The sequence below is a fragment of the Acinetobacter sp. WCHAc060033 genome (assembly GCF_004209125.1).
Classification (GTDB): domain Bacteria; phylum Pseudomonadota; class Gammaproteobacteria; order Pseudomonadales; family Moraxellaceae; genus Acinetobacter; species Acinetobacter wuhouensis.
Genome location: NZ_SGSW01000012.1, coordinates 76,833 through 99,784, shown reverse-complemented (window position 1 = coordinate 99,784; position 22,952 = coordinate 76,833). Strand labels below are relative to the sequence as shown.

The window sequence follows — 22,952 nt, the reverse complement described above, 5'->3', positions numbered from 1 at the left end:
TTTTATACAATTATTCACGTTCCAAAGCGAATGTCGCTGTTGGATCAATTAATCTTTGCCACAATTTGCAAACGACCTCTCTGGTATCGTGCCAATCGGCTGCACTGACTTGCATATTATGATTTGCAAGGGCTAAACGATGGCTCTCGGCGCGTTCACTAAGATAAGCTTGAATCAAGGCTGAAACGTCGTCACTGGATAAGCAACCGGCTTTAGCAGCGTCTTCTAAGATTCGTACATTGTCGGAATAATGGGCGAGATCTTGATTCGTCCCACTCCAGGCTAACACCACATACTGTGCCATAAATTCGATGTCAACGATACCACCTGCGTCCTGTTTTAAATGAAAAATGCCATCTTTTTTCTGTTCTTTTGATGAACCAAGATGATCTTTCATTTTCTGACGCATGTTTAATACTTCACGGCGAACCGTTTCTTCTTCTCGTGGCAAGGTTAATATTTTACAGCGCAATTCTTCAAACTTATTTCGTAAACTTTGTTCACCCGCAATAGAGCGTGCGCGAACAATCGCCTGATGCTCCCATAGCCACGCACTTTTCAACTGATATTGTTCAAATGCTTTTAAACTGGTCACCAATAAACCCGCTTCACCAGACGGACGTAATCGCGTATCAATTTCATAGACACGACCATCCAAAGTTTGCGTGGTCATCAAAGACATAAATTTCTGTGCTACACGCATAGCAAACTCAAAACTACTGATTGGCTTTTGCCCATCGGTGTCTGCCTGCTCATCCATATAGTGAAGAAAAACCAGATCTAAATCAGAACCATAACCTAGCTCTATTCCACCCAACTTGCCATAACCTGCCACAGCAAAAGCCATGTGATCAAGCGAACAACGAACGCCATCAGCATCTATAGGATAGCCATGACGTTTAGCAACCATTTGATAGGCTAAGTTTAATGTTGCAATGACCGATACTTCTGCAATATCCGTCAAAGCATCGGAAACTTTCATCAGTGGACTTTCTGCCAAAACATCACTGGCTGCAACGGTGAGTACATTGGATTTTTTGAATAGACGCAAGACTCGCATTTGGTCTTCAACTTGGTCAATTTCAATACGTAATAACTGCTGGCGTAATGAATCTTCCAAATCCTTACGCTTAGGCAATTCAAAATCCATCGACAGAAATTCATCCAAAAGCACAGGATAATGAGTGAGCTCTTCACAAATCCAAGGGCTGACCGTTGCCATTTTCACTAAACGCTGTAACGCACCTTTACTTTCAATCAACATGACCAAATACACCGTACGGCGCATTACTGATTCAACCAAAGGCATCAACCGTGTCAGTGCCATTTGAGGATGATTTGACTGTAAAACAGCCTCAACCAAATGTGGCCAAAACTCTTTTAAACGCTGAACCGCTTTGGCTGGTAATTTTTTAATCGCATGACCATACCAAAACTCATGAATTAAATTTTTCGCATCATCATCCAGAACCTCGTTAAGCTGGCTTTCAAGCTGACTAAAACTTTCCGTTGGAGATTCCAAACCTTTTTCTTTAATCAAATGTTCAAATTGGAAAGTCACTTTGCTACGTTTTTGGTTTAGGAATTCTAAGAAAGCATCCCAATCTGTAAAGCCAAGCGTATCGGTAATTCTTTGACGCAGTTCAGGCTCAGTCGGTAAAGACTGTGTTTGCTGATCATTAAGCGCTTGAATCGCATGTTCAACACGACGTAAGAATAGATAAGCGTCCTCAAGGTCTAATACCGATTGATGATCAAGCAACCCCACCTCACCTAAATGACGTAAACTCACCAGACATTGACGATCTTGTAATTCTAATTTTGAGCCACCGTAAATCAGTTGAAAAACTTGGACAATGAATTCAACTTCACGAATCCCACCTGCACCCAACTTAATATCATCTGCAATATTACGACGAGCCACTTCCCGCTCAATCATTGCTTTCATTTCACGCATGGCTTCAAAAGCAGTGTAATCTACATATTTACGGAACACGAACGGACGTGTCATTTCCAGTAAATCATCGCCATCTTTTCCACTGGTGATAATACGTGCCTTGATCCAAGCATAGCGCTCCCATTCACGTCCATGCTGGCTCAAATATTTTTCTAAAGCGACATGACTAATTGCCAAGGCCGAACCATCCCCCCAAGGGCGCAAACGCATATCTACACGGAATACGAAACCATCAGCAGTAATATGATCCAGTAGATAAATCAGCTTCTGTCCCCACAAAATGCAGAACTGTTGCACATCGATACATTTACGACCATTGGTTTCACCTTGTTCATCAAAAGCGAAAATTAGATCAATATCACTTGATAAATTAAGCTCTTGCGCGCCCAATTTCCCCATACCAATAACAATAAGGTCTTGAACATCACCATGATAACCAATAGGTTCACCATGTTTTGCAATGAGAGGAGGAAGTGCAAATGCTTTTGCAGCAACAATACTAACATCTGCAAAATCAGACAGTTCTCGTGTTAATGTCACGACATCAGTCAGTTGATTGGCATCTTGCCAAATCCAACGAAACATCAAGCGGGCACGTAGAATGCGCAAAGCTTTCATCCAAGCCATTTCATCTTGAATATCTAAAAGATTGTCATAAACCAATTGTTGTATTTGTTGAGTACTGAGCGATTTCTGAAATCCATCAACTGCATAATCTTGTTCCAATGCAATTTGATGTAAACCTAATACTTGTTCTGCATACTGACTTGCATGTAATGTTTTTTGCAATTGTTCAGCGTTCATTGAAAAAGCCTGTACTTCTAATTTATCTATTCTTTTATATCAGTTTGCATGACTTTTAGGGGAAAATTTATAGCATCCCCTTTACACACAGTTCAAAAAATATCCACACGAAGATTTTCTATATTTCACTGTCTTTGATTTAATAGGCTACTTATGAGACTTTGATTCTAGACACTTCTGTTTGAGGAAGCACCAGTTGTTCACATCCAGCCTTTGTTGCTGGAAGCGTGATGGTAAATGTTGTACCAATACCTTTTTGTGAGCTTACAGAAATTTGTCCATGATTTAAATCAACAAAGCGCTTACACAATACCAATCCAAGCCCCGTCCCCTGCTCACCGATCGTACCTTTATGACTGGCTTTAATTTCAGGCTCAAAGACATGATCAATCTGAAATTTTGTCATCCCTAGTCCAGTATCATGAATCTTAATTTCTATATTTTGATCTACTTTTTGTGCAGAAATAGACACTTTTCCAGAACCGTCAATTGGGGTAAATTTAAGTGCATTGGAAACCAAGTTTTGAATAATAGAGGTCAGCATATTCATATCTGCAAATACACTGAGATCATCGGCAACATTGATTATGAGTTTAATATCTTTGTTGATTGCCAAAGGATTTAAAACATCGTAAATAATTTTTGTGACTTCTTTTAATTTGAAGTTAATCGGGTGATAAACAAAACGTCCACCTTCTGCCATCGCCCAATTTAATAAATTTTCAAGTAATGAATAGGTTGACTGCAAAGTATCATATAAATACTCTGCAATGTTTTGAATACTTTCCTCATCAAGCGTATGACGCTCATTGGCAAGTACATCAGAAAAGCCAATCAACCCGTGAAATGGCGCACGCAGATCATGTGCAATCACTTGGAAAAACTTAGTTTTACTGAAGTTGAGTGCACGCTCTTGTTCGTAGAGTTCAAAATAATCTTGAGATTCAGATTTACGTTGTAATATCGTGACCAAGCCTGATGTAAGTTCTTCTAAAAGTGCTTGCTGTTTGGCACTAAAGTCTCTCGACTCATCATCATAAAAATAAATATGTGCAATAGATTCATCACTTTCAAGTTTAAAGTCATAGCACAATAAACGTTGATGCTTGACCCCAGCATCTTGTGCATATGAACTGAGTTTTTCATAATTCTTATGGGTTCGAGTCATAATTAAATTATGATCAAAATAATGTGAAAGATTCGATTTATCTGACATTATTGCAACATTAAAATCACTGTCTTCTGTCGCAATCCAAACGTATGGTTCATTGTGAAAGGTAAATATTGCATTTCCAACATTCAAAATTGCACGAGCAACTCTTAGATAACGCTCGATTTTATTATCAGAACTATATACACCTAAAATCAGGGATTGGCGACATGCACTTAATTCATCTGCTTGTTGAGCTTTTAACACGCTTAAAGTCATGGTTACCTCATTTGCACTTTCAGTACAGCATTACTTTATTAAGCATTCGATTTAAATATTTTAATTTTTTGCACTGAAAAAGTGAAATATGAAAAAATGAATGATCCCACAGCGATTACAATTATTTACATAAATCAATATAACAGATTATTAACCAAATAAATGAACTGTTTTTAATTTCCGATAAAAATCACATTTTTTGTAATATTTGCAAAAGGTTATAACTTTATATCTGTTTATGATTTGATTAAATTATTTAGACATCTTGTGCACGGCTATATAGATATACGCCTCTCGAAAACGTAATAAAACTAAAGTTTATGCGGATGCTTAGTTTCAATTATAGCTCCCGCTCAGGATCCAAAGTAACCAACCTTTTGATTAATCAAAAAAAACCCCTAAGTCTTAATATGCTTAGAGGCTTTTCCAGATTATCTGGTCCGAGGGTTGGACTCGAACCGACACGTCATCGCATTGATTTCTTTAGCACTTACTAACTATAGCATCCTTTTGGGTACTTATACGGGTAAGGTGATTTAACTTATAGTAAGTGTAGGTATGCCGAGCTTCGCAGGACTTAAAAGGTTTCTAAGTAAATGAAATAGATTTTATAGAGTATCCTACGCATTCATTTACATACAGATAAAGAAAAAGCTCCTGCGAATAGGAGCTTTGACTTAAGTCACTAAAACAACGATGAGAACCATATCAACGAGCATCGTTATCATCATCTTATTGATGCTGATTTCGCAACCAGTACCGATAAGATGATGGGTTAGGTAGTTCGAGCTACCTGAACTCTTCATATAAGCATAGGGTAAAATTCAAAATATTTTAAATTTAATACTTATCTAGCTCGGTACTAAATATCCCCAACAAATTGCTTAAGACTCGGAGTAGTGCCTGCTCCATCTGGGGTCATAAAGACAGCTATTCCCAAGTTATCGTCTAACAATCCCTCAACATGCTTAAGCATGAAATCCTCTAAGCTTACAGAAAATGGCTTAGCATCAAGGATATTACGACTATCCGCATAAAGCTGTACATATTCTTTTGCAGGCCATATAGGAAGTAACTCATCTTCATTTTCGTCACCTACTAAGTGCCAACTGTCTTCTGTACCTAACACCCAAATCTCATCTTTACCCACCACTTCTTTAATGAAGTGGCGATAACGGCTTTCACCATCAAGTGCAAGTATCGCTTTGATCTGTTGCTCAGTAACTATAAAATCACTCATAACTATTTCTCATCAGGTCTCAATGGACGTTCTTTGTTCTTAGTTCCTTTAGCATCATACTTATGTTGCAAATCGTGCAATACCTTATCCTGCAACTTAGAGTGTTTGTAGTCATACCCTTTGGCAGCTTCTCTGCCTCTCTCATGCGCTAATTCTTTAACAGGTGGATTTCTAATGTGGGATTTTATCTTTTTAGAAATTTCATTCAATTCCTGTTTGATCCACCCTCTATCAGCTTTACTTAACCACCCTTTGAGTGGCGAACTAAATCTATGCAACAACAGAACGCTTAGAGCTAAGCTTTTGATTAATCAAAAAAAAGCCCCTAAGTCTTAATATGCTTAGAGGCTTTTCCAGATCATCTGGTCCCGAGGGTCGGACTCGAACCGACACGTCATCGCTGACAGTGGATTTTGAGTCCACCGCGTCTACCAATTTCACCACCTCGGGAGAGGTTGTGTGGCTATAATAGCGTTTTTCATTTTCTTGTCAACGACAAGTTTTCACATTTGCTTAAAATACAAACATATCGTGTTTTTTTGGATTATAAAGCACCAATTTCAGCGATTATTTTGAAAAAAGACTATACTAGTTACAATTTTTAAATCTCACATACCAGTTTTTTATTCCCCATGATGCAACTCACCGATTTTAATTTTGAACTCCCAGACGAACTTATTGCCCGCTATCCACTTGAAACGCGTAGCGCTTCTCGCCTACTCCATTTAAATGCAGATGGTACATATCAAGATCTTCATTTCACTGATATTTTAGATCTATTCCAAGAAGGTGATTTGATGGTGTTAAATGACACCAAAGTCATGAAAGCACGTTTAAAAGGCAAACGAGCTTCTGGTGGCGCAGTTGAAGTTTTGGTTGAGCGTATTTTTGATCAAACGATTGCACATTGTCATATCAAAGCCAGCAACTCACCGAAAGCAGGTGCGGAACTTTTTATTGGTTCAGATGAAGTCAAAGTCACTGTGACAGGTCGCCATGAAAACTTATACATCGTTGAGTTTTCACAACCGATTTTACAAGTGCTAGACGCTTATGGTCAGCTTCCAATTCCACCATATTTCAATCGTGAAGCTGAAGCAGTTGATACTGAACGTTATCAAACTGTTTTTAATGATCCAACAAAATTAGCCAGTGTTGCCGCACCAACTGCAAGCCTACACTTTGATGAAGACTTGCTAAAAAAACTTGAACAGAAAGGTGTGAAGAAAACCTTTGTGACCTTACATGTTGGTGCAGGTACATTCCTACCTGTTCGTACCGATAATATTGAAAATCACATCATGCACAGCGAATGGTGTGAAGTCACTGAAGAAGCTGCTCAATTGATTGCTGAAACTAAAGCACGTGGCAATAAAGTCATTGCAATTGGTACAACTGCTACACGTGCAACTGAAAGTGCAGCGCAAGCTTGTGGTGGAAAAATTGGCGCTTGGACTGGCGATACTCAAATTTTCATCTATCCAGGTTATGAATTCTGTGTAGTCGATCGTTTGATCACCAACTTCCATTTACCTGAATCTACCCTACTCATGCTCGTTTCAGCCTTGTCGAATCGTGACAATATTCTCAATGCTTATCAACATGCTGTAGAAAGCAAATACCGTTTCTTTAGTTATGGCGATGCAATGCTGATTGAAAAAGCCAATTAAAAATATGAAGGGAATTTGTCTTAGCAAATTCCCTTTCTTTAAAACGTCAGCTGATAATTTAACTTGTATTCATCAACTCCTGACTATCGCACTCTAAAACAACAACTTTAATTCACTCATTTAAAAGACAATAAGTATGCCTAACAACATATTGAGCAGGTTAAAACAAAGCTATAACAATCAAATTGCTCATAATCATGCGGTTGATCTTAATCTTGAAGAACTCAATAAATTGTTACCCCAAGTTGAAGATCATCATCAGTTACTATTTCGGTTAAAATACTGGCAAGGCGAACAAAACCTACAATACCAAAATTTAATTTTTTTCTCTTATTTCTGTTTAGCCTTACTGAGTTTAATCCCTGTATTCACAATCCATTTCACTTTTTTCATTTTAACTCTACTTATTTTAGGATTAGGCGTACCACATATTAAGTTTTCTAACCCGAATAGTGAACTTATCCATGCTATGCAAGATTTCTATCTTCAAAATAAATACAACCTGCGCAAACATCAGGTCGACCAAATCAATCCTGTATTTCCAATTGAATCTTTTCCGCTTTTTGAACTTGGCGATCAACAAAATACAGTTAGAAATAAAATGTATGGACAATGGTGCATTGAAGATCAGACATTTCCATTCATGATTTTTAATTACCATTACCTCAAAACCACGACCAAACTCAATGATAAAGGTACATTAGAACGCAAAGCATATTCTTTTGATTTATTTGGAATTATGATCAAAAACTTTCCTGCACGTGGTGTAAGTATTTCAACAAATCAAAAGAAAAATTGTCGTCTTGGAATCAAATGGTCAAGTGGCGATATTCATTTTGATCAGCACTATCAACTCAGCGGTTTTTCTGAAATTTGGCTCGCTAAATTCTTTAAACCCTCCAATCTTTTACATCTAGAAACTGCTTTAAAAGCGTATCAAGGTGATTTTTATATCGACCCGCAAACATCGACTTTATGCTGGTTATTTGAAGAAAACATTTTCCATTGTGAAAACAAACAACTTTATCCATCAACAGTCACTGAGTTTGCAGAACAATTAGAATTGATACAGATGCCTAACTTTGAAAAACTCAGCAATACCATACAAAAGTTAATCACCGAACTACAGTAAATGCGAAATGAATAAGAACGATATTTTGCTTTTAAATACATTTTGTCGTTAAAATCACAAAATAGCATCTCGATAAAATAATGAATACTGATGAATGATCTCATAACAAAAATTCAAAATGCATTTGGTCAACAACATGCCAATAATGGTCAAACCCAAAACAATATCAATTTAATTAACAATATCATCAACTCCAATCAAAGCTTTACACAACAACTCGAACAGTTGAAAAACTGGAAAAATGACCCGAGCTTAAGCATTCAAAACTATACATTTTGGCTATTTATCAGCATCGGAATTTGCTGTGTTTTACTGGCAATAGCCATTCATCCTATTTTTCTTCTCGCGACTATTTTAAGCATTGCATTTGCCTTCTACAAAAGAACCTCAACCAAAGCTTTAGATCAAATGATTGGCTATATACAACAGCGCAATCTCGAAGAAAAATATCAACTTAACTTTAATTACAATGATGAAAACCAAATCATTGAGTCTCCTTATAACTTTCCCCTATTTGATTTAGGTGACCATGAAAATGATATTCGCAACTGTATTTATGGTCTTTGGCGAGTAAATGATATTGAATACCCCTATATGTTGTTTAACTATCACTATGTCGATGAAGTTGAAACCAAAGATTCTGATGGGGATAGCAAAACAGAATATCGTCACTATGACTTATGGGGCATTATCCTCGAAAACTTTCCTGCGCAAGGCATCAGCATCTCATCCAAACAAAAAAGAGCCTGCCGACTCGGTACGAAATGGTCAAGTGGTGATATTCGCTTTGATGAACGCTACCAACTCAGCGGTACGAATGAAATGCAATTGGCAAAATTTTTCACACCGACACATGTGCTCATGCTTGATCAAGCTATGGAATATTTTAAGGGTGATTTTTATATTCAAGCAGATCGCCCATCGCTATGTTGGCTATTCAATAAGGATGTTACAAAAGCAGAAATGGAATTTGATCGAATTGATACAGTACATGACCTCGTCACTCAACTCGAAACAACAACAATGCCTGAGTACGAGCAACTGCGACAATCCATGTTCATCATTTTAAAAGAAATTCAATCTCAATGAATCAAAGCTAGACTCAGATAAAATCTTTATGATGAATAATTTACTTTGTTCCGAACAAAAAATTAACGCATAATTCATTGAGGAAAATACCTTTTAAACTTGCTTCAATTTTGAATAATGACCTGCTGATATGCCCATAGAAACAGTTGAACGATTGCTTCATATCCGAACAAAAAAAAATCAACACGTGATGCGTAATATCGCGCGACTGTGGGAAATCGGACAACAAGCTCAGTCTGCACAAGATATTTTAGATGGCTTACATCCGTGGGGCGAAAGTAAAGATCTATTTTTTTACAATGTCATTCCTCGTTTTCTTTTTATCAGCGGGATCGGCATTATCATTTTTGGTTGGGTGATCCATCATTACTTCCCCTATCCATTGACCTTTTTGGCTGGATGTCTGTGTTGCTTTGTTGCTTATTTAATTTATGAGGAAAGCGATCCGATCGATGAAGTGATTGATTTTCTAGAACAACGCATCATGCTGTTACGTTATGACCTACATTTTAATAAAACGCCAAATCATATTTCAGCAACAAGCAATTCAATGCTCGTAATGAGTCGTTTGAAACAAAATTTTCCGTTATTTTCGCAAGGCAATGTCTCTAACGAAATCGAACGATTCGCCTCAACAACTTGGTTTGATGGTGAGCAAGAACATCATGTCATGCTGTTTCATTATCATTATGCCGATGAGTTTTCACTTCCAAATACGCAAGGTGAAAAGCAGAAAATCACTGAATTACACAAAGATCAATGGGGCGCGTTTATCTTTCAAATGCCTGCACTCGGTTTCGCTGCCAGTAATAAGCATGATGAATTTATTTCACCCTATACACAGACATGGAAAACTGCGGACATCATGGTCAATCAAAACCTACATATTTTTGGCTATGATCAACACCAATTGGCACGTACGATTAGCCCAAGCATCACATTGAAACTAAGTGATTTTTTCCAACAATATTCGGGTGATATTGTTTATCATTATGAAGAAAATATGCTGTGCTATATCGGAGATCAAAACTTGTTTAGGATCATGCGAAGAAAGCAGAAAATTCAAGATATTTCCGCACTTCGAGGACATTTACGTACTTTAACCATGCCTGAATATGAAAAATTCAAACAGTGCATGTTAAACTTAATCTCATAAAGTTCAGTTTCAGACGTTATCCGTTTTATAAATCATAAGGAATAATCAGAATGGGTCTAATCATATTTATTGGGATTTTTGTCATTATTGCGATTTGGGCAATCATGGTTAGAAATAACATTGTACGTTATTTCAATGCCACCCAACGCGCATGGGCAGAAGTTGCCAATTTTGAACGCCAGAAAGTAAAAACACTAGAAACTTTAGAACAGACTTTGGCGCAATACACCCAATTTGAAAAATCAACGCTTGAAAAAGTCACTGAACTGCGTCAACAAATTTTAAACTTGAATCTGAAAAATACGGATGTTTCACAGTTGCAACATGTGGAAAAGCTCAACCAAGATTTGATGAAAAGTTTAAATATAGTGGTGGAAAACTATCCTGAACTGAAAGCGGATACACTTTATGCCAAGATGATGGATGACATCCAAGAACAAAATGAAAATGTCGGTGCTGCGATCACGATCTTTAACCGCAATGTGGAAGAGTTTAATAATATTATCCAAATTTTCCCGAATAATATGATCAACACCATGACTTTAGCAAAACAACCAATCCGCCCATTTTCGGACAATGTTGTAACGCAAAACTTCGATTACAAACCGAATTTTTAATTTTCAGAATTGATCACAATAAAAATCAATACAAGATACACAGCCTTCTCACTTAAATATAAAGAAGGCTTTTTTATCTTTTTCTTGAAATAAAAATGCAATCAATTGTATAGCTGATATAAAATAATTAAAAATTTCAATTAAAACTGATTTTTAAATTACGTGTGAACAATACAATGTCTTTAGACCTTGATGCCATGATAAAAAGAATTAGAATATCGTTTAGTAAATCTAAATAATATAACCAAGATATTTTTTAGATTTGCAGCATCAATATGATTGTAATAAACAACAAAGCTTATCTAATTCATATAAGCTTTGGTTATAAAACATTAACGAATAAAATACAAAAGAGATATTATGAGTAATCAACTACTTGAACAAGAACAACAAATCAAGACCAATATTATTGATGCCTTTCAAGCCTTCTATTATCGATATAAAAAGCAAAATATATATGCCTTTGTCGTTGAAGTTGATGAATCCTTTATCATCCAATCTTTCCTTATCTCGACTGAAACCAGTATTTTTGATGAAACTGAAAACAAATATCAATATCTACTGGAGAAAGATAAATGGTCATTTAATCAGTGGAAGTATCGTCAAAAAAATAATTCACCACATCAATTTAGCTCAACATCTGCACATGCAGTAGAAATACACCCTGATCAGCTCATCACGCACTTATTTGAACATGTTTTTCCAGATCAAGTTCATCTTACACAATTAGATTCACTCATCTCAATCTATCAACAGGCGATCTCATTTATCACTAAAATTTATAATTTAGATCTAAGTCGTATACTATTCCTTATTCATTCACCTATTCAAAAAAATATCATCTTAGACACAGCCCAACAGCTCAATCCGTCCAGTTCGTTACTTTTTGAATTTATGGCACATATACGTATTTCAAAAGAAAACCCTCCCATCAAATCAATAAAGCTCAGACAAATCGACAAAGATGAGCTCATTAACCTTGCACAGCTTGTAAATCTCTTTGAACCTTATGATTCTCTAAGCGTTGCACATCAAGCCTATCTTTTAACACTTGAACCTAAATTTTCAGATCTTCATACCCATATTCAAGATCTGGTTAAAAATATTGCAGCGATGAATGATCCAACCCTTGCACTAGACAAAGCTGAAATACTCGATAGGATTAATTATTTTTATACCGTATAAGTACACAATAAAAATGTGAACACAGCTCAAAATAAAATAGTAGCGAATTTCAAAAGAAGATGAAGTACTCAGTCGATTTATAAAGTATGGCAATTTTTATGGGTTAAATGTTACTTCATAAAAAATGACCTTAAACCGCCATTCACATTCTGAATGACATGCACCTCTCATTCATCTACATTGAGAAAATCAGCTTTGGTTAAATTTCAAACCATTGCCATCACTGACTTAATACAAATGATCAAGAAGAAAACTGGTATTCAACCCTAAAATCAGGGAAAATAGTCTCCTTTTGCAGCAATCAATCAGCGAACTGTCTTTTCGCCAGATTTTAGGTCATCTATGAAGTTTGAAAAATTAGGTCAGTCGGGGCGTGCCCGTCGTGGTCGTTTAACTTTAGAACATGGTGTTATTGAAACACCTGTGTTCATGCCTGTTGGGACTTACGGTACTGTCAAAGGTATGCTTCCACGTGATATTGAAGATATCAAAGCACAGATTATTTTAGGGAATACGTTCCATCTTTACTTGCGTCCAGGCTTAGATGTGATCCGCGAACACGGCGGTTTGCATGAGTTTATGAAATGGGGCAAACCGATTCTAACTGATTCAGGCGGTTTCCAAGTATTTAGCTTGGGTGCAATGCGTAAAATCAAAGAAGAAGGTGTAACTTTCCGCTCTCCAATTGATGGTTCAAAAGTATTCTTATCACCTGAAATTTCAATGGATATTCAACATACATTGAACTCAGATATTGTGATGATTTTTGATGAATGCACACCTTATCCAGCGACGCATGAAGAAGCACAAAAATCTCTTCAACTTTCATTACGTTGGGCGAAACGTTGTAAGACCCAACACCATGATGTGTTAAAAAATAGGAATGCTTTATTTGGGATTATTCAAGGTGGGATGTACGAAGACCTCCGTGAAGAATCTTTGAATGGTTTAAAAGAAATAGATTTTGATGGTTTTGCGATTGGTGGTTTATCCGTTGGTGAACCTAAAGAGGAAATGATCAAAGTACTCGATTATCTTCCTGCGAAAATGCCAGCAGATAAACCTCGTTACTTGATGGGTGTAGGTAAACCAGAGGACATCGTGGAAGCGATTCGTCGTGGTGTGGATATGTTCGACTGCGTAATGCCAACACGTAATGCTCGTAATGGTCATTATTTTGTTACAGATGGCTTAGTGCGTATTCGTAACAGCCAATATCGTCATGATCAAAATCCACTTGACCCACACTGTGATTGTTATACCTGTACCAACTTTACGCGTGCATATTTATTCCACTTAGAGAAATGTGGCGAAATGCTCGGCTCAATGTTGGGAACAATCCATAACTTACGCTATTACCAACGTTTTACCCAAGATATTCGTGATGCTTTAGACAATGGAACATTTGATGAATACGTGACAGATTTTTATCAACGTCGCGGTTTAGACGTTCCACCTTGTCCTGAGGATTAATGCCCCAATATAAAGTTGAATTGAAGATTAATTCAACAGTATTTGCGCTGAAACCCAAGACAAGGTAAATTGCAGAACAACTCAATTTAAAAACCATGCAAATGGTAGAATTTTTTAACTTTTAGGAAACTGAAATGAGCTTATTTATTTCTTCTGCTCACGCTGCTGCAGCACCTGCACAAGGTCCAGGCATGATGGCAAACTTATTGATGATTGCTGTATTTATCGCAATCTTCTATTTCCTCATCTGGCGCCCTCAAGCAAAACGTGCAAAAGAACACCGCACTTTAATTGAAAGCTTAGGTGTGGGTAGCGAAATCGTATTTGCAGGTGGTTTAATGGGTCGTATCCTAAAAATCGAAGGTGACTTTGCAGTAGTTGAATTGAATAAAGGAAATGAAGTAAAAATTCAACGTGCGAGTGTCATTTCAGTTCTGCCTGAAGGCACATTAAATAACCTTTAATCATAAAACGGTCGTGCAAATTAGCACGACTTTTTCATTTTAAGAAGAAAGCGAATGCGTTACCCTGCATGGAAATATATACTGATTCTAGTTGTACTAGTCATCAGTACATTATACGCGCTGCCGAGTTTGTATCCTGATGAACCTGCTGTTCAAATTTCTGGTGCCAAGGCTGGTACTGTAATTGATCAGTCGGTGATACAAAAAGCAGAGCAAATTTTAAAAAGTGACAATATTAGCAGTCATGATAATACCTTCACGAATAATGCTGCCCTTCTCCGTCTCAGTACGTCTGAAGCTCAGTTAAAAGCAAAAGAGGCTTTAAGCAAAGGCTTAGGTGAAAACTATACCGTTGCATTAAACCTTGCACCTACGACACCTGAATGGTTGCAAAAAATTGGTGCTAAACCAATGAAACTTGGTTTGGACTTACGTGGTGGTGTTCATTTCCTACTTGAAGTAGATATGGACAAAGCCATTGCACAACGTATGGAAACCTCTGCAACCGATTTACGTCGAGAGTTTCGTGACAATAAGCTTAAATTTAACAGTCTGTCATTAAATAACAATACGATTACCATCCAGTTTGCCAATAACGATGACCGTGCGACCGTCATGGATTTTTTACGTCGTGATGGCAATAAGTTTACGCAACAAGCTTTAGCAACTGATACAGGTTCAACACTGAAGTTGACTTATAACGATGCAACAAAGCAAGAAATTCAATCCTACGCACTTGACCAAAACTTAACAACTTTACGTAACCGTATTAACGAGTTAGGTGTTGCTGAAGCACTGGTACAGAGCCAAGGTAGCAACCGTATTGTCGTTGAACTTCCAGGTGTACAAGATACTGCCGAAGCAAAACGTGTTTTAGGTCGTACTGCAAACTTAGAATTCCGCTTAGTTTCTGATTTGAATGATCAATATATTGACCGTTTTTCTGGAAAATATAATGGTCAACCATTACCACCAGGAACAGAAGTTTTTGCTTACGAATCACTCGATAGTGGTCGTGAACTCCTTTTGAATCGTAACCGTATTCTTACAGGTGAACGCGTTCAAAATGCATCAAGTGGCTTTAGCCAAGACACTGGTGGTGCTGAAGTAAATATTACTTTGGATACCGCTGGCGGTAAGTTGATGTCTGATGCGACACGTACTGCTGTGGGCAAGCGTATGGCTGTTTTGTTTATTGAAAATAAACAAAAAATTAGCTCTGTTCCAGACCCTGTAACAGGTGCGATGACAGAAGTGCGTACACCTTATACTGAATCTGTGGTGATCAATGCGGCAAATATTCAAGCTGTACTTGGTTCACAATTCCGTATCACTGGCTTAGATTCTCCACAGGAAGCGGCTGAACTTGCGCTAATGCTTCGTGCTGGTGCTTTGGCTGCGCCGATGTACTTCGTTGAAGAACGTGTGGTTGGCCCTAGCTTAGGTCAAGAGAATATTGATAAAGGTGTTCTTTCTACCCAAGTTGGCTTCCTGCTTGTTGCCATTTGGATGATCGTTTTCTTCCGTCTATTTGGTTTAATCGCCGATGTTGCCTTGGTGATTAACTTGGCAATGCTCCTCACCATCATGTCTTGGATCGGTGCTTCGCTTACCCTTCCAGGTATTGCAGGTATCGTGATTACCATTGGTATGGCTGTCGATGCCAACGTCTTGATCTGTGAGCGAATACGGGAAGAAATGCGTTGGGGGGCATCACCCAAACAAGCCATTATTGCTGGTTATGATCGAGCATATAACACCATTCTCGACTCTAACTTAACCACATTCTTGGTTGCGTTTATCTTATTCGCAATCGGTACTGGTCCGATCAAAGGCTTTGCTGTAACACTCATGATTGGTATTGTCTGTTCGATGTTTACTGCGATTACAGTAACACGTGCGATTGTCCAATTGATTTATGGCAAAAAGCGTAACTTGAAGAAGTTGAGCATATAAGGAGATCTATGATGACTGATGTGACTCAACCAAAAGTAGATACGCCTGCAAAAAAATATGGTCGCCCAGATGATGAGCGTATAATTAATTTCATGAAGATTGCCAAACCAGCGGCAATCATCTCTATTCTTTTGACCATTGCAAGTATCTTCTTTATTGCAACCAAAGGTTTGAATCTCGGTTTAGACTTTACAGGTGGTGTATCTGCTGAGTTAAATTATCAACATGCAGCGAAACCAAATGATGTGATTGAAACTTTAGACAAAGCAGGTTTCAAAGACGCTGTGGTGCAAACTTTGGGTTCAAACAAAGATTTGATCGTACGTATGCCTGCGCAAGATCTAAAAGTTGAAGACCTAAGCAACTCACTGACCAAAGCGGTTCAATTACCCAACAACCCTGCTGTCGTCCACAAAGTAGACTCTGTCGGTGGTCAAGTGGGTAATGAACTGTATTTACGTTCTGCGGGTGCTGTAGCGCTTGCGATGTTGCTCATGCTGATCTACGTGACCATCCGCTTTGAGTTTAAGCTGGCAGTTGGTGCTGTACTTTCATTGCTGCATGACGTTATCGTGACCATTGGTATTTTTGCAATGATGCAGTGGCCATTTGACCTTACTGTTTTAGCTGCTGTTTTAGCGTTAATCGGCTTCTCACTCAACGATAACATCGTTGTATCAGACCGTATCCGTGAAAACTTCCGTAAGATTCGTGGTGCATCACCATTAGAGATCGTTAATATTGCATTGACTGAAACATTAAAGCGTACGATTCACACCTCTATGACATTATTACTCGTTGTACTTGCAATGATGTTCCTCGGTGGTGATGGTCTGCACTGGTTCTCGGTGGCAATGTTTATTGGTGTATTCGTGGGTACATACTCTTCGATCTATATCGGTACTGCATTTGCACTATGGCGTGGTCTAAACCGTCAAGACTTTATTGTCCAAGTAAAACCTGAGTTTGAAGATGAAGAACACATTCCTCACTAACATTCAGTGTTAATAAAATAGCTCATCTTTGGATGGGCTTTTTTTATAGCCTTTTTATAGCCAAATCATCATATCCATTCACACGATACATTTATTTTGAATGCTTAAAATTACTTATAATACTGCTCTGTAGGGTAATATTTTGTTTTCTCTCTCCACTTCCCTTTCACCAAGTTCCGATCTGTGACTTCAACTTTGTCTCCCGCAGTGACCACTGCTTCAATAAATTCACGAACAAGCAATAACCCTTTATTTGGAACAACTTCATATTCCGAACGGATGTGATAACAACAGCCACTTTTATTAAAGGTCATCAACCGCTTTCGTTTTTGATCAAGCTCAAACATCCCTAAATTTTCTTGTGTTAAAGCAGAAAGCTCTTTACTTAAAATAAATTTACCCTTGGTCTGATTAAAAACATAAATATCATAAACAGGACCACCATACGAACCATAATTGCCATTACTGATTGCAATATCTTGCGTACTGTCAAAATTAAAATCACCAAATAAAATTGCGCTTTGCTCACCATAAATTTGAGCAACGTTAACTTGAGGCTGTGCCTTTTGGTCAAAAGATAGTGTCAACTCATCTGAATGGAATGTCTGAAAAACTTGCTTGGAATTCTTTTTAGAAAGATGAATTATCGCCTTACCACTCATCTGATCTAGTGCATATTGTGTTTCGATTTGTACATCATACAACTTTGAGCCATTCTTAATTTCATACAGTTGAGCATGGAGTGACTCAGCAAAAAACATCAGTATGAGCATAGAAAAACAATGCAATGTAGGAATAGGTTTTTTCATCATTTTTATTCTTGAGTGATCGTGAAAATCATCTTAGCAGAAAGTATTTCCCTCAAACAGAAAATAAAAAACCACCCGAAGGTGGTTTAATTCCCTCTTTTAATCAGAGGGCTGATGATGGATTAATCTAATAAGATTAGTGTCCGCCACCATTAATTGCTTTAGTCATATCTTCAACAACTTTCTTCGCATCACCGAAAATCATCATTGTTTTTTCATTGTAGAACAAGTCGTTGTCTAGGCCTGCATAACCTGTTGCCATCGAACGCTTGATCACCATAATCGTACGTGCTTTGTGTGCTTCAAGAATCGGCATACCATAAATCGGTGAGCTAGGATCATCTTTAGCAGCTGGGTTAACAACGTCATTCGCACCAATCACCAGTACCACATCTGTTGCAGGGAAATCAGAGTTAATCTCATCCATTTCCAAGATATCTTCATAAGCTACATCTGCTTCAGCAAGAAGTACGTTCATGTGACCAGGCATACGACCTGCAACTGGGTGAATCGCAAAACGAACGGTTACACCTTGTTCTTTTAAGATTTCACACAATTCTTTTACTGCGTTTTGAGCACGACCTTGCGCCATACCATAACCAGGTACGATCACAACGCTGTCCGCATTTGACATCAAGAAGCCAGCATCATCCGCAGAACCTGAACGGTAGTTACGTTGAACTTGTTCACCTTTGTCTGCAGTAGCAACTGCCGCACCACCCATTGCACCACCAAACAATACATTGATGATTGAACGGTTCATTGCTTTACACATGATGTAAGACAAGATCGCACCAGATGAACCTACAAGCGAACCTGCAACGATCAACATGTTGTTTTCAAGTGTAAAACCAATACCCGCAGCAGCCCAACCTGAGAATGAGTTCAGGAGCGATACCACAACTGGCATATCACCACCACCCACTGGTGCAATCCATACCCAACCGAAAGCAAGTGCAAGTACAGTCATCGCCCAGAAAGCTTGCATATTGCCTGTAGTGAAGAATGTAATACCACAAGCCAACATTGCAATGAAGATGATCGCTTGTACAGGTTTAACCCATGCACCAGAAATCGTTTTAGCCCATTTTTTCGCAGCCAATTTACCATAAGCAAATACGGATGCTGTAAACGTGATCGCACCAACAAAACAACCCACGAACAATTCAAATAAGTGAACTTTGCTCATGTGTGCATGCTGAACACCAGCAGCTGTCAAAGCTGATTCATTGTCAGCAAATAGAGCTGTTAATTGGTTGTTATGCAGAATCGCAGCAATCGCAATCAAAACCGCAGCCAAACCCACCAATGAGTGCATTAATGCAACAGTTTCAGGCATTTGAGTCATTGGAACAGTTCGCGCACGTGCAATACCAACAACTGCACCAAGCACCATTGCCCCGCCAATCATCCAAATCACAGGATGATCTGCAACGAAAAATGTCGTGATCACAGCGATCGCCATTGCGATCATACCGTAGCGGTTACCTTGAATTGCAGTTTTTGGACCAGAAAGACCACGCAATGTTAAGATAAAAAGGACTGCGCCTACTAGGTAGAACCAATCCGCATATTCTTTAATGAATTCCATGGATTAGCCCTCTTTTTTCTTTTGCTTTGGCTTAAACATTTCAAGCATACGCGCTGTTACTGCGAAACCACCAAAAATATTGATACTTGCCAAGAATACTGCAACTGCACCAAGTACACTTACAACATTGATATCTTGGAACTGTACATTGGCATCCACAACACCAGGAATACCGACAGTTTGAATCATCGCACCGACAATAATGATCGATGACAATGCATTTGTTACTGCCATTAATGGCGTATGTAATGCAGGTGTTACACCCCAAACCACGTAGTAACCAACAAAGATGGCTAAGACGAAAATAGTAATAGTTTCAACCATGATTAATCTCCTTAACCACGTTTCAGCAGCATCTGGCCGCCATGAGTTACTAGAAGTGCTTTTTGAATTTCGTCTTCTTGGTTGATGGCAAAGTTTTTCTCTTTATCAAACAATGTTTCTACGAAATTGAAAACGTTACGTGCATACAGTGCCGATGCTTCAGTCGATACTGTAGAAGGAATATTTGGAATACCAAGAATCGTTACACCATTATCAGTGACAACGTTTTCACCATTCTTAGAACCTTCAACATTACCACCTGTTTCAACCGCCATATCGAGGATGATTGAACCTGGTTTCATTTTGGCAACAGTTTCAGCTTTGATTAAGCGAGGTGCGTCACGACCTGGTAACAGTGCTGTCGTAATCACGATGTCAGCATTTGAAACAGCTTTATCTACGATAATCGCTTGATCACGGATATATTCTTCACCCGGCATCCAGCCATAACCATTTTTTGCGGCATCCGCTGCTTTTTGTTTTTCTTCATCAGACATTGGGACGTCTAACCACTTACCGCCAAGTGATTCTACTTGGTCACGTGCAGTTGGACGTAAATCCGTTGCTTCAACAACAGCACCTAGACGTTTTGCAGTCGCAATCGCTTGAAGACCTGCTACCCCCACACCCATGATCACAATACGTGCTGGCTTCACTGTACCTGCAGCCGTCATTAGCATTGGGAACATACGTTGGTATTCTGCTGCAGCGAGAAGTACAGATTTATAACCTGCAAGGTTCGCTTGAGAAGACAATACGTCCATATTTTGCGCACGAGAAAGTGTACGTGGCAAAAGCTCTAACGCAAATGCAGACACTTGTTGTGATGCAAATTGGTCAAGATTTGGATTGCGGTATGGGTCAAACATTGCCACAACAGTTGTACCTGCTGTCAGCTTTTGAATCTCGTCACCCTCAGGGGCACGAACTTTCAAAATAATTTGACTACCCGTATAGGCATCATCCGTAATTTTTGCACCTACTTGTTCGTAAGCACTGTCAATATAAGCCGCTTTTTTACCAGCGCCACGTTCGATGACGATACTGTGACCAGCGCTAATCAACTTTTTAACTGTCTCTGGCGTTGCAGCTACGCGGTTTTCACCGCCGACAGTTTCCTTTGGAATTCCAATCTGCATGAGCGTTCCTCAAGCTAATTTTTCTTAAAGTCAACATCGTGGATCGACGATGCTTCCCCAGATGCGTTGTTATGAATTTTTGGATTCTAATTGAACTTTTATAAAATACTACCCAATATTTATTTAATAAATGACCATATTTTGAACTGATGATTCATAAATATAATTGTACGATATACCCAACATTCGATTTTTCGTATTTTTATTCAGTGCAATTTTCACCTTCACTCGGTTAATTTATTTCCCAATCTTGTAAGTTGTTGATTTTTTCACCCAATGTTCCGAGTGTTATTACTTATTTCCACTATTCTAATTGGCATTTATGGCAGGATGATGCATTTCATAGATAATGCCATCGCTGTTTAAATCCCACATAAAACAATAGATTTAGCATCAAGTTTTATTACGAAATTGACATTTCTGACAATTTATAACAGTTTTTTTTAAGCTTGAATTGGCTATTTAGACCATTTTTCCTGTCATAAATGTAAGTCGTTTTTTATTCCTTTTTTTAATTTCATTAATAAAAAAAAGTACTTGTAACATTTTTTTAAATTTACCCAGACTTATGTCTAAAGTGCTTACAAATTATTTTAAAATTATTCCATTCGCCATTTTGTCAATTAATAATAGTCTAGTAAATTTCTCTATGCTGCCTAATAATGCACCAATAGTGTGCATATAGTAAATTCATGGATACTTCCATCCTCTTAACGAGGCAGTTTCTGCCTGATTTATAGACAGTTTTATTTTCAACCATCTTTATTCATTTGCCAATAAGTTAAAATTCAACCAATTAATGTATTGAATGATCACTTTTATTGCACGATTTCATAGCTTTTTTGCATTTTAACTTTACCAAAGCTGCATCTATACTGTTTATACCAACATACATGCCTAATCTCGGCATGATCAATGCAGTCAATTTTATGAAACTCTCCTTATCGAGTACCCAACTCGGATCACTGTTTGCACTCAGTGCCGCGTTCTTATTTAGCACTAAGGCTATTTTTATTAAACAAGCCTATGCCCTTTCGCCTTTGGTCGATGGCACGGTGCTGATGGCGCTCCGTATGGCAAGTGCATTGCCATTCTTTCTATTGCTCTGCTGGTTCAATCGCCACCACAATAAGGATATTTCAAATAAAGATTGGCTTCTGCTCATCGCTGCTGGGCTAATTGGTTATTATTTTTCAAGTTGGTTAGATTTTGCAGGTTTGATGTATATCAGTGCATCACTGGAACGAATTATCTTATTTCTTTATCCAACACTCACCGTGATCGCAACGAGCTTTATTTATAAGCAAAAGCTGAATTTTAAAACCATACTTGCGATTGCGCTGAGTTATGGCGGTACAGTAATCGTGATGCTGCAAGAGCAAAGCACAGTGCCACATGAGGGTAATTTTTGGCTTGGAGTCAGTCTGGTCTTTGCAAGTGCAGTGAGTTTTGCTTGTTATCTGCTCATGACACCTCGGCTAATTCAAAAATTCGGTTCTTGGAATTATACGGGTTTAGCACTAAGTATTGCCTGTTTGGGTACATTGACGCATTTTGTGATTGCCACACCACAACCTATTCAGCTACTCAGCCAACTTCCTTTAGAAGTCATCTGGTATGGCATCGCTCTAGGTCTATTAGTCACTGTACTGCCAACCATTTTGGTTGCACAAAGTATTTCACGTTTAGGTGCTGCGCAATCTGCCATGATTGGTTCTATTGGTCCAATTCTCACCATTATTTTAGCCGTCGCGTTACTCGGCGAGCATATGAATGCGATACAATGGTTTGGTTGCTTATTGAATATCATGGGTGTCATGATGATTACATTAGCCAAAAAGAAACTTGCGCATTAATTTTATATACAACTCTTGCGCTTTCTATATAAATCGTTAAGTTCGTAGCAAAGTATATGGGGAATT

At 38.2% G+C, this 22,952-nt stretch carries 19 protein-coding genes and 1 tRNA gene; 11 read left to right on the top strand and 9 right to left on the bottom strand.

Annotated features, from left to right (window positions below):
- Positions 1-10 precede the first annotated feature (10 nt).
- The 5 genes from glnE to EXE10_RS07380 all read right to left on the bottom strand — a co-directional run bounded on the left by glnE (position 11) and on the right by EXE10_RS07380 (position 5,880).
- The gene (gene glnE / locus EXE10_RS07400) at positions 11-2,761 is read right to left on the bottom strand and encodes a bifunctional [glutamate--ammonia ligase]-adenylyl-L-tyrosine phosphorylase/[glutamate--ammonia-ligase] adenylyltransferase (RefSeq protein ID WP_130112922.1); all 2,751 of its coding nucleotides are present in this window, start codon (positions 2,759-2,761) and stop codon (positions 11-13) included.
- A gap of 151 nt (positions 2,762-2,912) precedes the next feature.
- On the bottom strand, positions 2,913-4,190 hold the full coding sequence (locus tag EXE10_RS07395) for a sensor histidine kinase (RefSeq protein ID WP_130112921.1): 1,278 nt from the start codon (positions 4,188-4,190) through the stop codon (positions 2,913-2,915).
- An 862-nt stretch (positions 4,191-5,052) separates the two neighbouring features.
- Positions 5,053-5,430, bottom strand: a complete 378-nt coding sequence (locus EXE10_RS07390; protein ID WP_130112920.1) for a DUF2750 domain-containing protein — start codon at positions 5,428-5,430, stop codon at positions 5,053-5,055.
- A 2-nt stretch (positions 5,431-5,432) separates the two neighbouring features.
- A complete protein-coding gene (locus EXE10_RS07385; RefSeq protein WP_228256798.1) occupies positions 5,433-5,708 on the bottom strand; it encodes a polymorphic toxin type 8 domain-containing protein in 276 nt (91 codons plus the stop codon).
- A gap of 85 nt (positions 5,709-5,793) precedes the next feature.
- Positions 5,794-5,880: transfer RNA gene (locus EXE10_RS07380), tRNA-Leu, on the bottom strand.
- Between the two features lie 185 nt (positions 5,881-6,065).
- Between EXE10_RS07380 and queA the strand changes: the two genes are divergently transcribed.
- The 10 genes from queA to secF all read left to right on the top strand — a co-directional run bounded on the left by queA (position 6,066) and on the right by secF (position 17,167).
- A complete protein-coding gene (queA, locus tag EXE10_RS07375) occupies positions 6,066-7,100 on the top strand; it encodes a tRNA preQ1(34) S-adenosylmethionine ribosyltransferase-isomerase QueA (protein ID WP_130112932.1) in 1,035 nt (344 codons plus the stop codon).
- 136 nt (positions 7,101-7,236) lie between these two features.
- Positions 7,237-8,232: a hypothetical protein gene (locus EXE10_RS07370; RefSeq protein ID WP_130112918.1), complete on the top strand. Its 996-nt coding sequence runs from the start codon at positions 7,237-7,239 to the stop codon at positions 8,230-8,232.
- Positions 8,233-8,322: 90 nt separating this feature from the next.
- Entirely contained in the window at positions 8,323-9,321 is a 999-nt protein-coding gene (locus EXE10_RS07365; RefSeq protein WP_130112917.1) for a hypothetical protein, read from the top strand.
- Between the two features lie 130 nt (positions 9,322-9,451).
- Positions 9,452-10,477: a hypothetical protein gene (locus EXE10_RS07360; RefSeq protein WP_130112916.1), complete on the top strand. Its 1,026-nt coding sequence runs from the start codon at positions 9,452-9,454 to the stop codon at positions 10,475-10,477.
- A gap of 50 nt (positions 10,478-10,527) precedes the next feature.
- Positions 10,528-11,094 carry a LemA family protein gene (locus tag EXE10_RS07355; RefSeq protein ID WP_130112915.1) on the top strand — a complete coding sequence of 189 codons (567 nt, stop codon included), beginning with the start codon at positions 10,528-10,530 and terminating at the stop codon, positions 11,092-11,094.
- 360 nt (positions 11,095-11,454) lie between these two features.
- Entirely contained in the window at positions 11,455-12,279 is an 825-nt protein-coding gene (locus EXE10_RS07350; RefSeq protein WP_130112914.1) for a hypothetical protein, read from the top strand.
- Positions 12,280-12,621: 342 nt separating this feature from the next.
- Entirely contained in the window at positions 12,622-13,752 is a 1,131-nt protein-coding gene (tgt, locus tag EXE10_RS07345; RefSeq protein ID WP_130112913.1) for a tRNA guanosine(34) transglycosylase Tgt, read from the top strand.
- 134 nt (positions 13,753-13,886) lie between these two features.
- Positions 13,887-14,216, top strand: a complete 330-nt coding sequence (yajC, locus tag EXE10_RS07340; RefSeq protein WP_068973105.1) for a preprotein translocase subunit YajC — start codon at positions 13,887-13,889, stop codon at positions 14,214-14,216.
- A gap of 54 nt (positions 14,217-14,270) precedes the next feature.
- Positions 14,271-16,172, top strand: coding sequence for a protein translocase subunit SecD (gene secD, locus EXE10_RS07335; protein WP_068973104.1), 1,902 nt, complete (start codon positions 14,271-14,273; stop codon positions 16,170-16,172).
- 8 nt (positions 16,173-16,180) lie between these two features.
- On the top strand, positions 16,181-17,167 hold the full coding sequence (gene secF, locus EXE10_RS07330; protein ID WP_087552419.1) for a protein translocase subunit SecF: 987 nt from the start codon (positions 16,181-16,183) through the stop codon (positions 17,165-17,167).
- Positions 17,168-17,277: 110 nt separating this feature from the next.
- Here secF and EXE10_RS07325 read toward each other — a convergent pair whose 3' ends face one another.
- From EXE10_RS07325 to EXE10_RS07310, 4 genes are all read right to left on the bottom strand, one after another.
- Positions 17,278-17,979 carry an XAC2610-related protein gene (locus tag EXE10_RS07325; RefSeq protein WP_130112912.1) on the bottom strand — a complete coding sequence of 234 codons (702 nt, stop codon included), beginning with the start codon at positions 17,977-17,979 and terminating at the stop codon, positions 17,278-17,280.
- Positions 17,980-18,112: 133 nt separating this feature from the next.
- Positions 18,113-19,567 carry an NAD(P)(+) transhydrogenase (Re/Si-specific) subunit beta gene (locus tag EXE10_RS07320; RefSeq protein ID WP_130112911.1) on the bottom strand — a complete coding sequence of 485 codons (1,455 nt, stop codon included), beginning with the start codon at positions 19,565-19,567 and terminating at the stop codon, positions 18,113-18,115.
- Between the two features lie 3 nt (positions 19,568-19,570).
- Entirely contained in the window at positions 19,571-19,891 is a 321-nt protein-coding gene (locus EXE10_RS07315) for a proton-translocating transhydrogenase family protein (protein WP_068973100.1), read from the bottom strand.
- Positions 19,892-19,902: 11 nt separating this feature from the next.
- Entirely contained in the window at positions 19,903-21,030 is a 1,128-nt protein-coding gene (locus EXE10_RS07310; RefSeq protein WP_130112910.1) for a Re/Si-specific NAD(P)(+) transhydrogenase subunit alpha, read from the bottom strand.
- A 929-nt stretch (positions 21,031-21,959) separates the two neighbouring features.
- Between EXE10_RS07310 and EXE10_RS07305 the strand changes: the two genes are divergently transcribed.
- Positions 21,960-22,886, top strand: a complete 927-nt coding sequence (locus tag EXE10_RS07305) for a DMT family transporter (RefSeq protein ID WP_130112909.1) — start codon at positions 21,960-21,962, stop codon at positions 22,884-22,886.
- Positions 22,887-22,952: the final 66 nt, after the last annotated feature.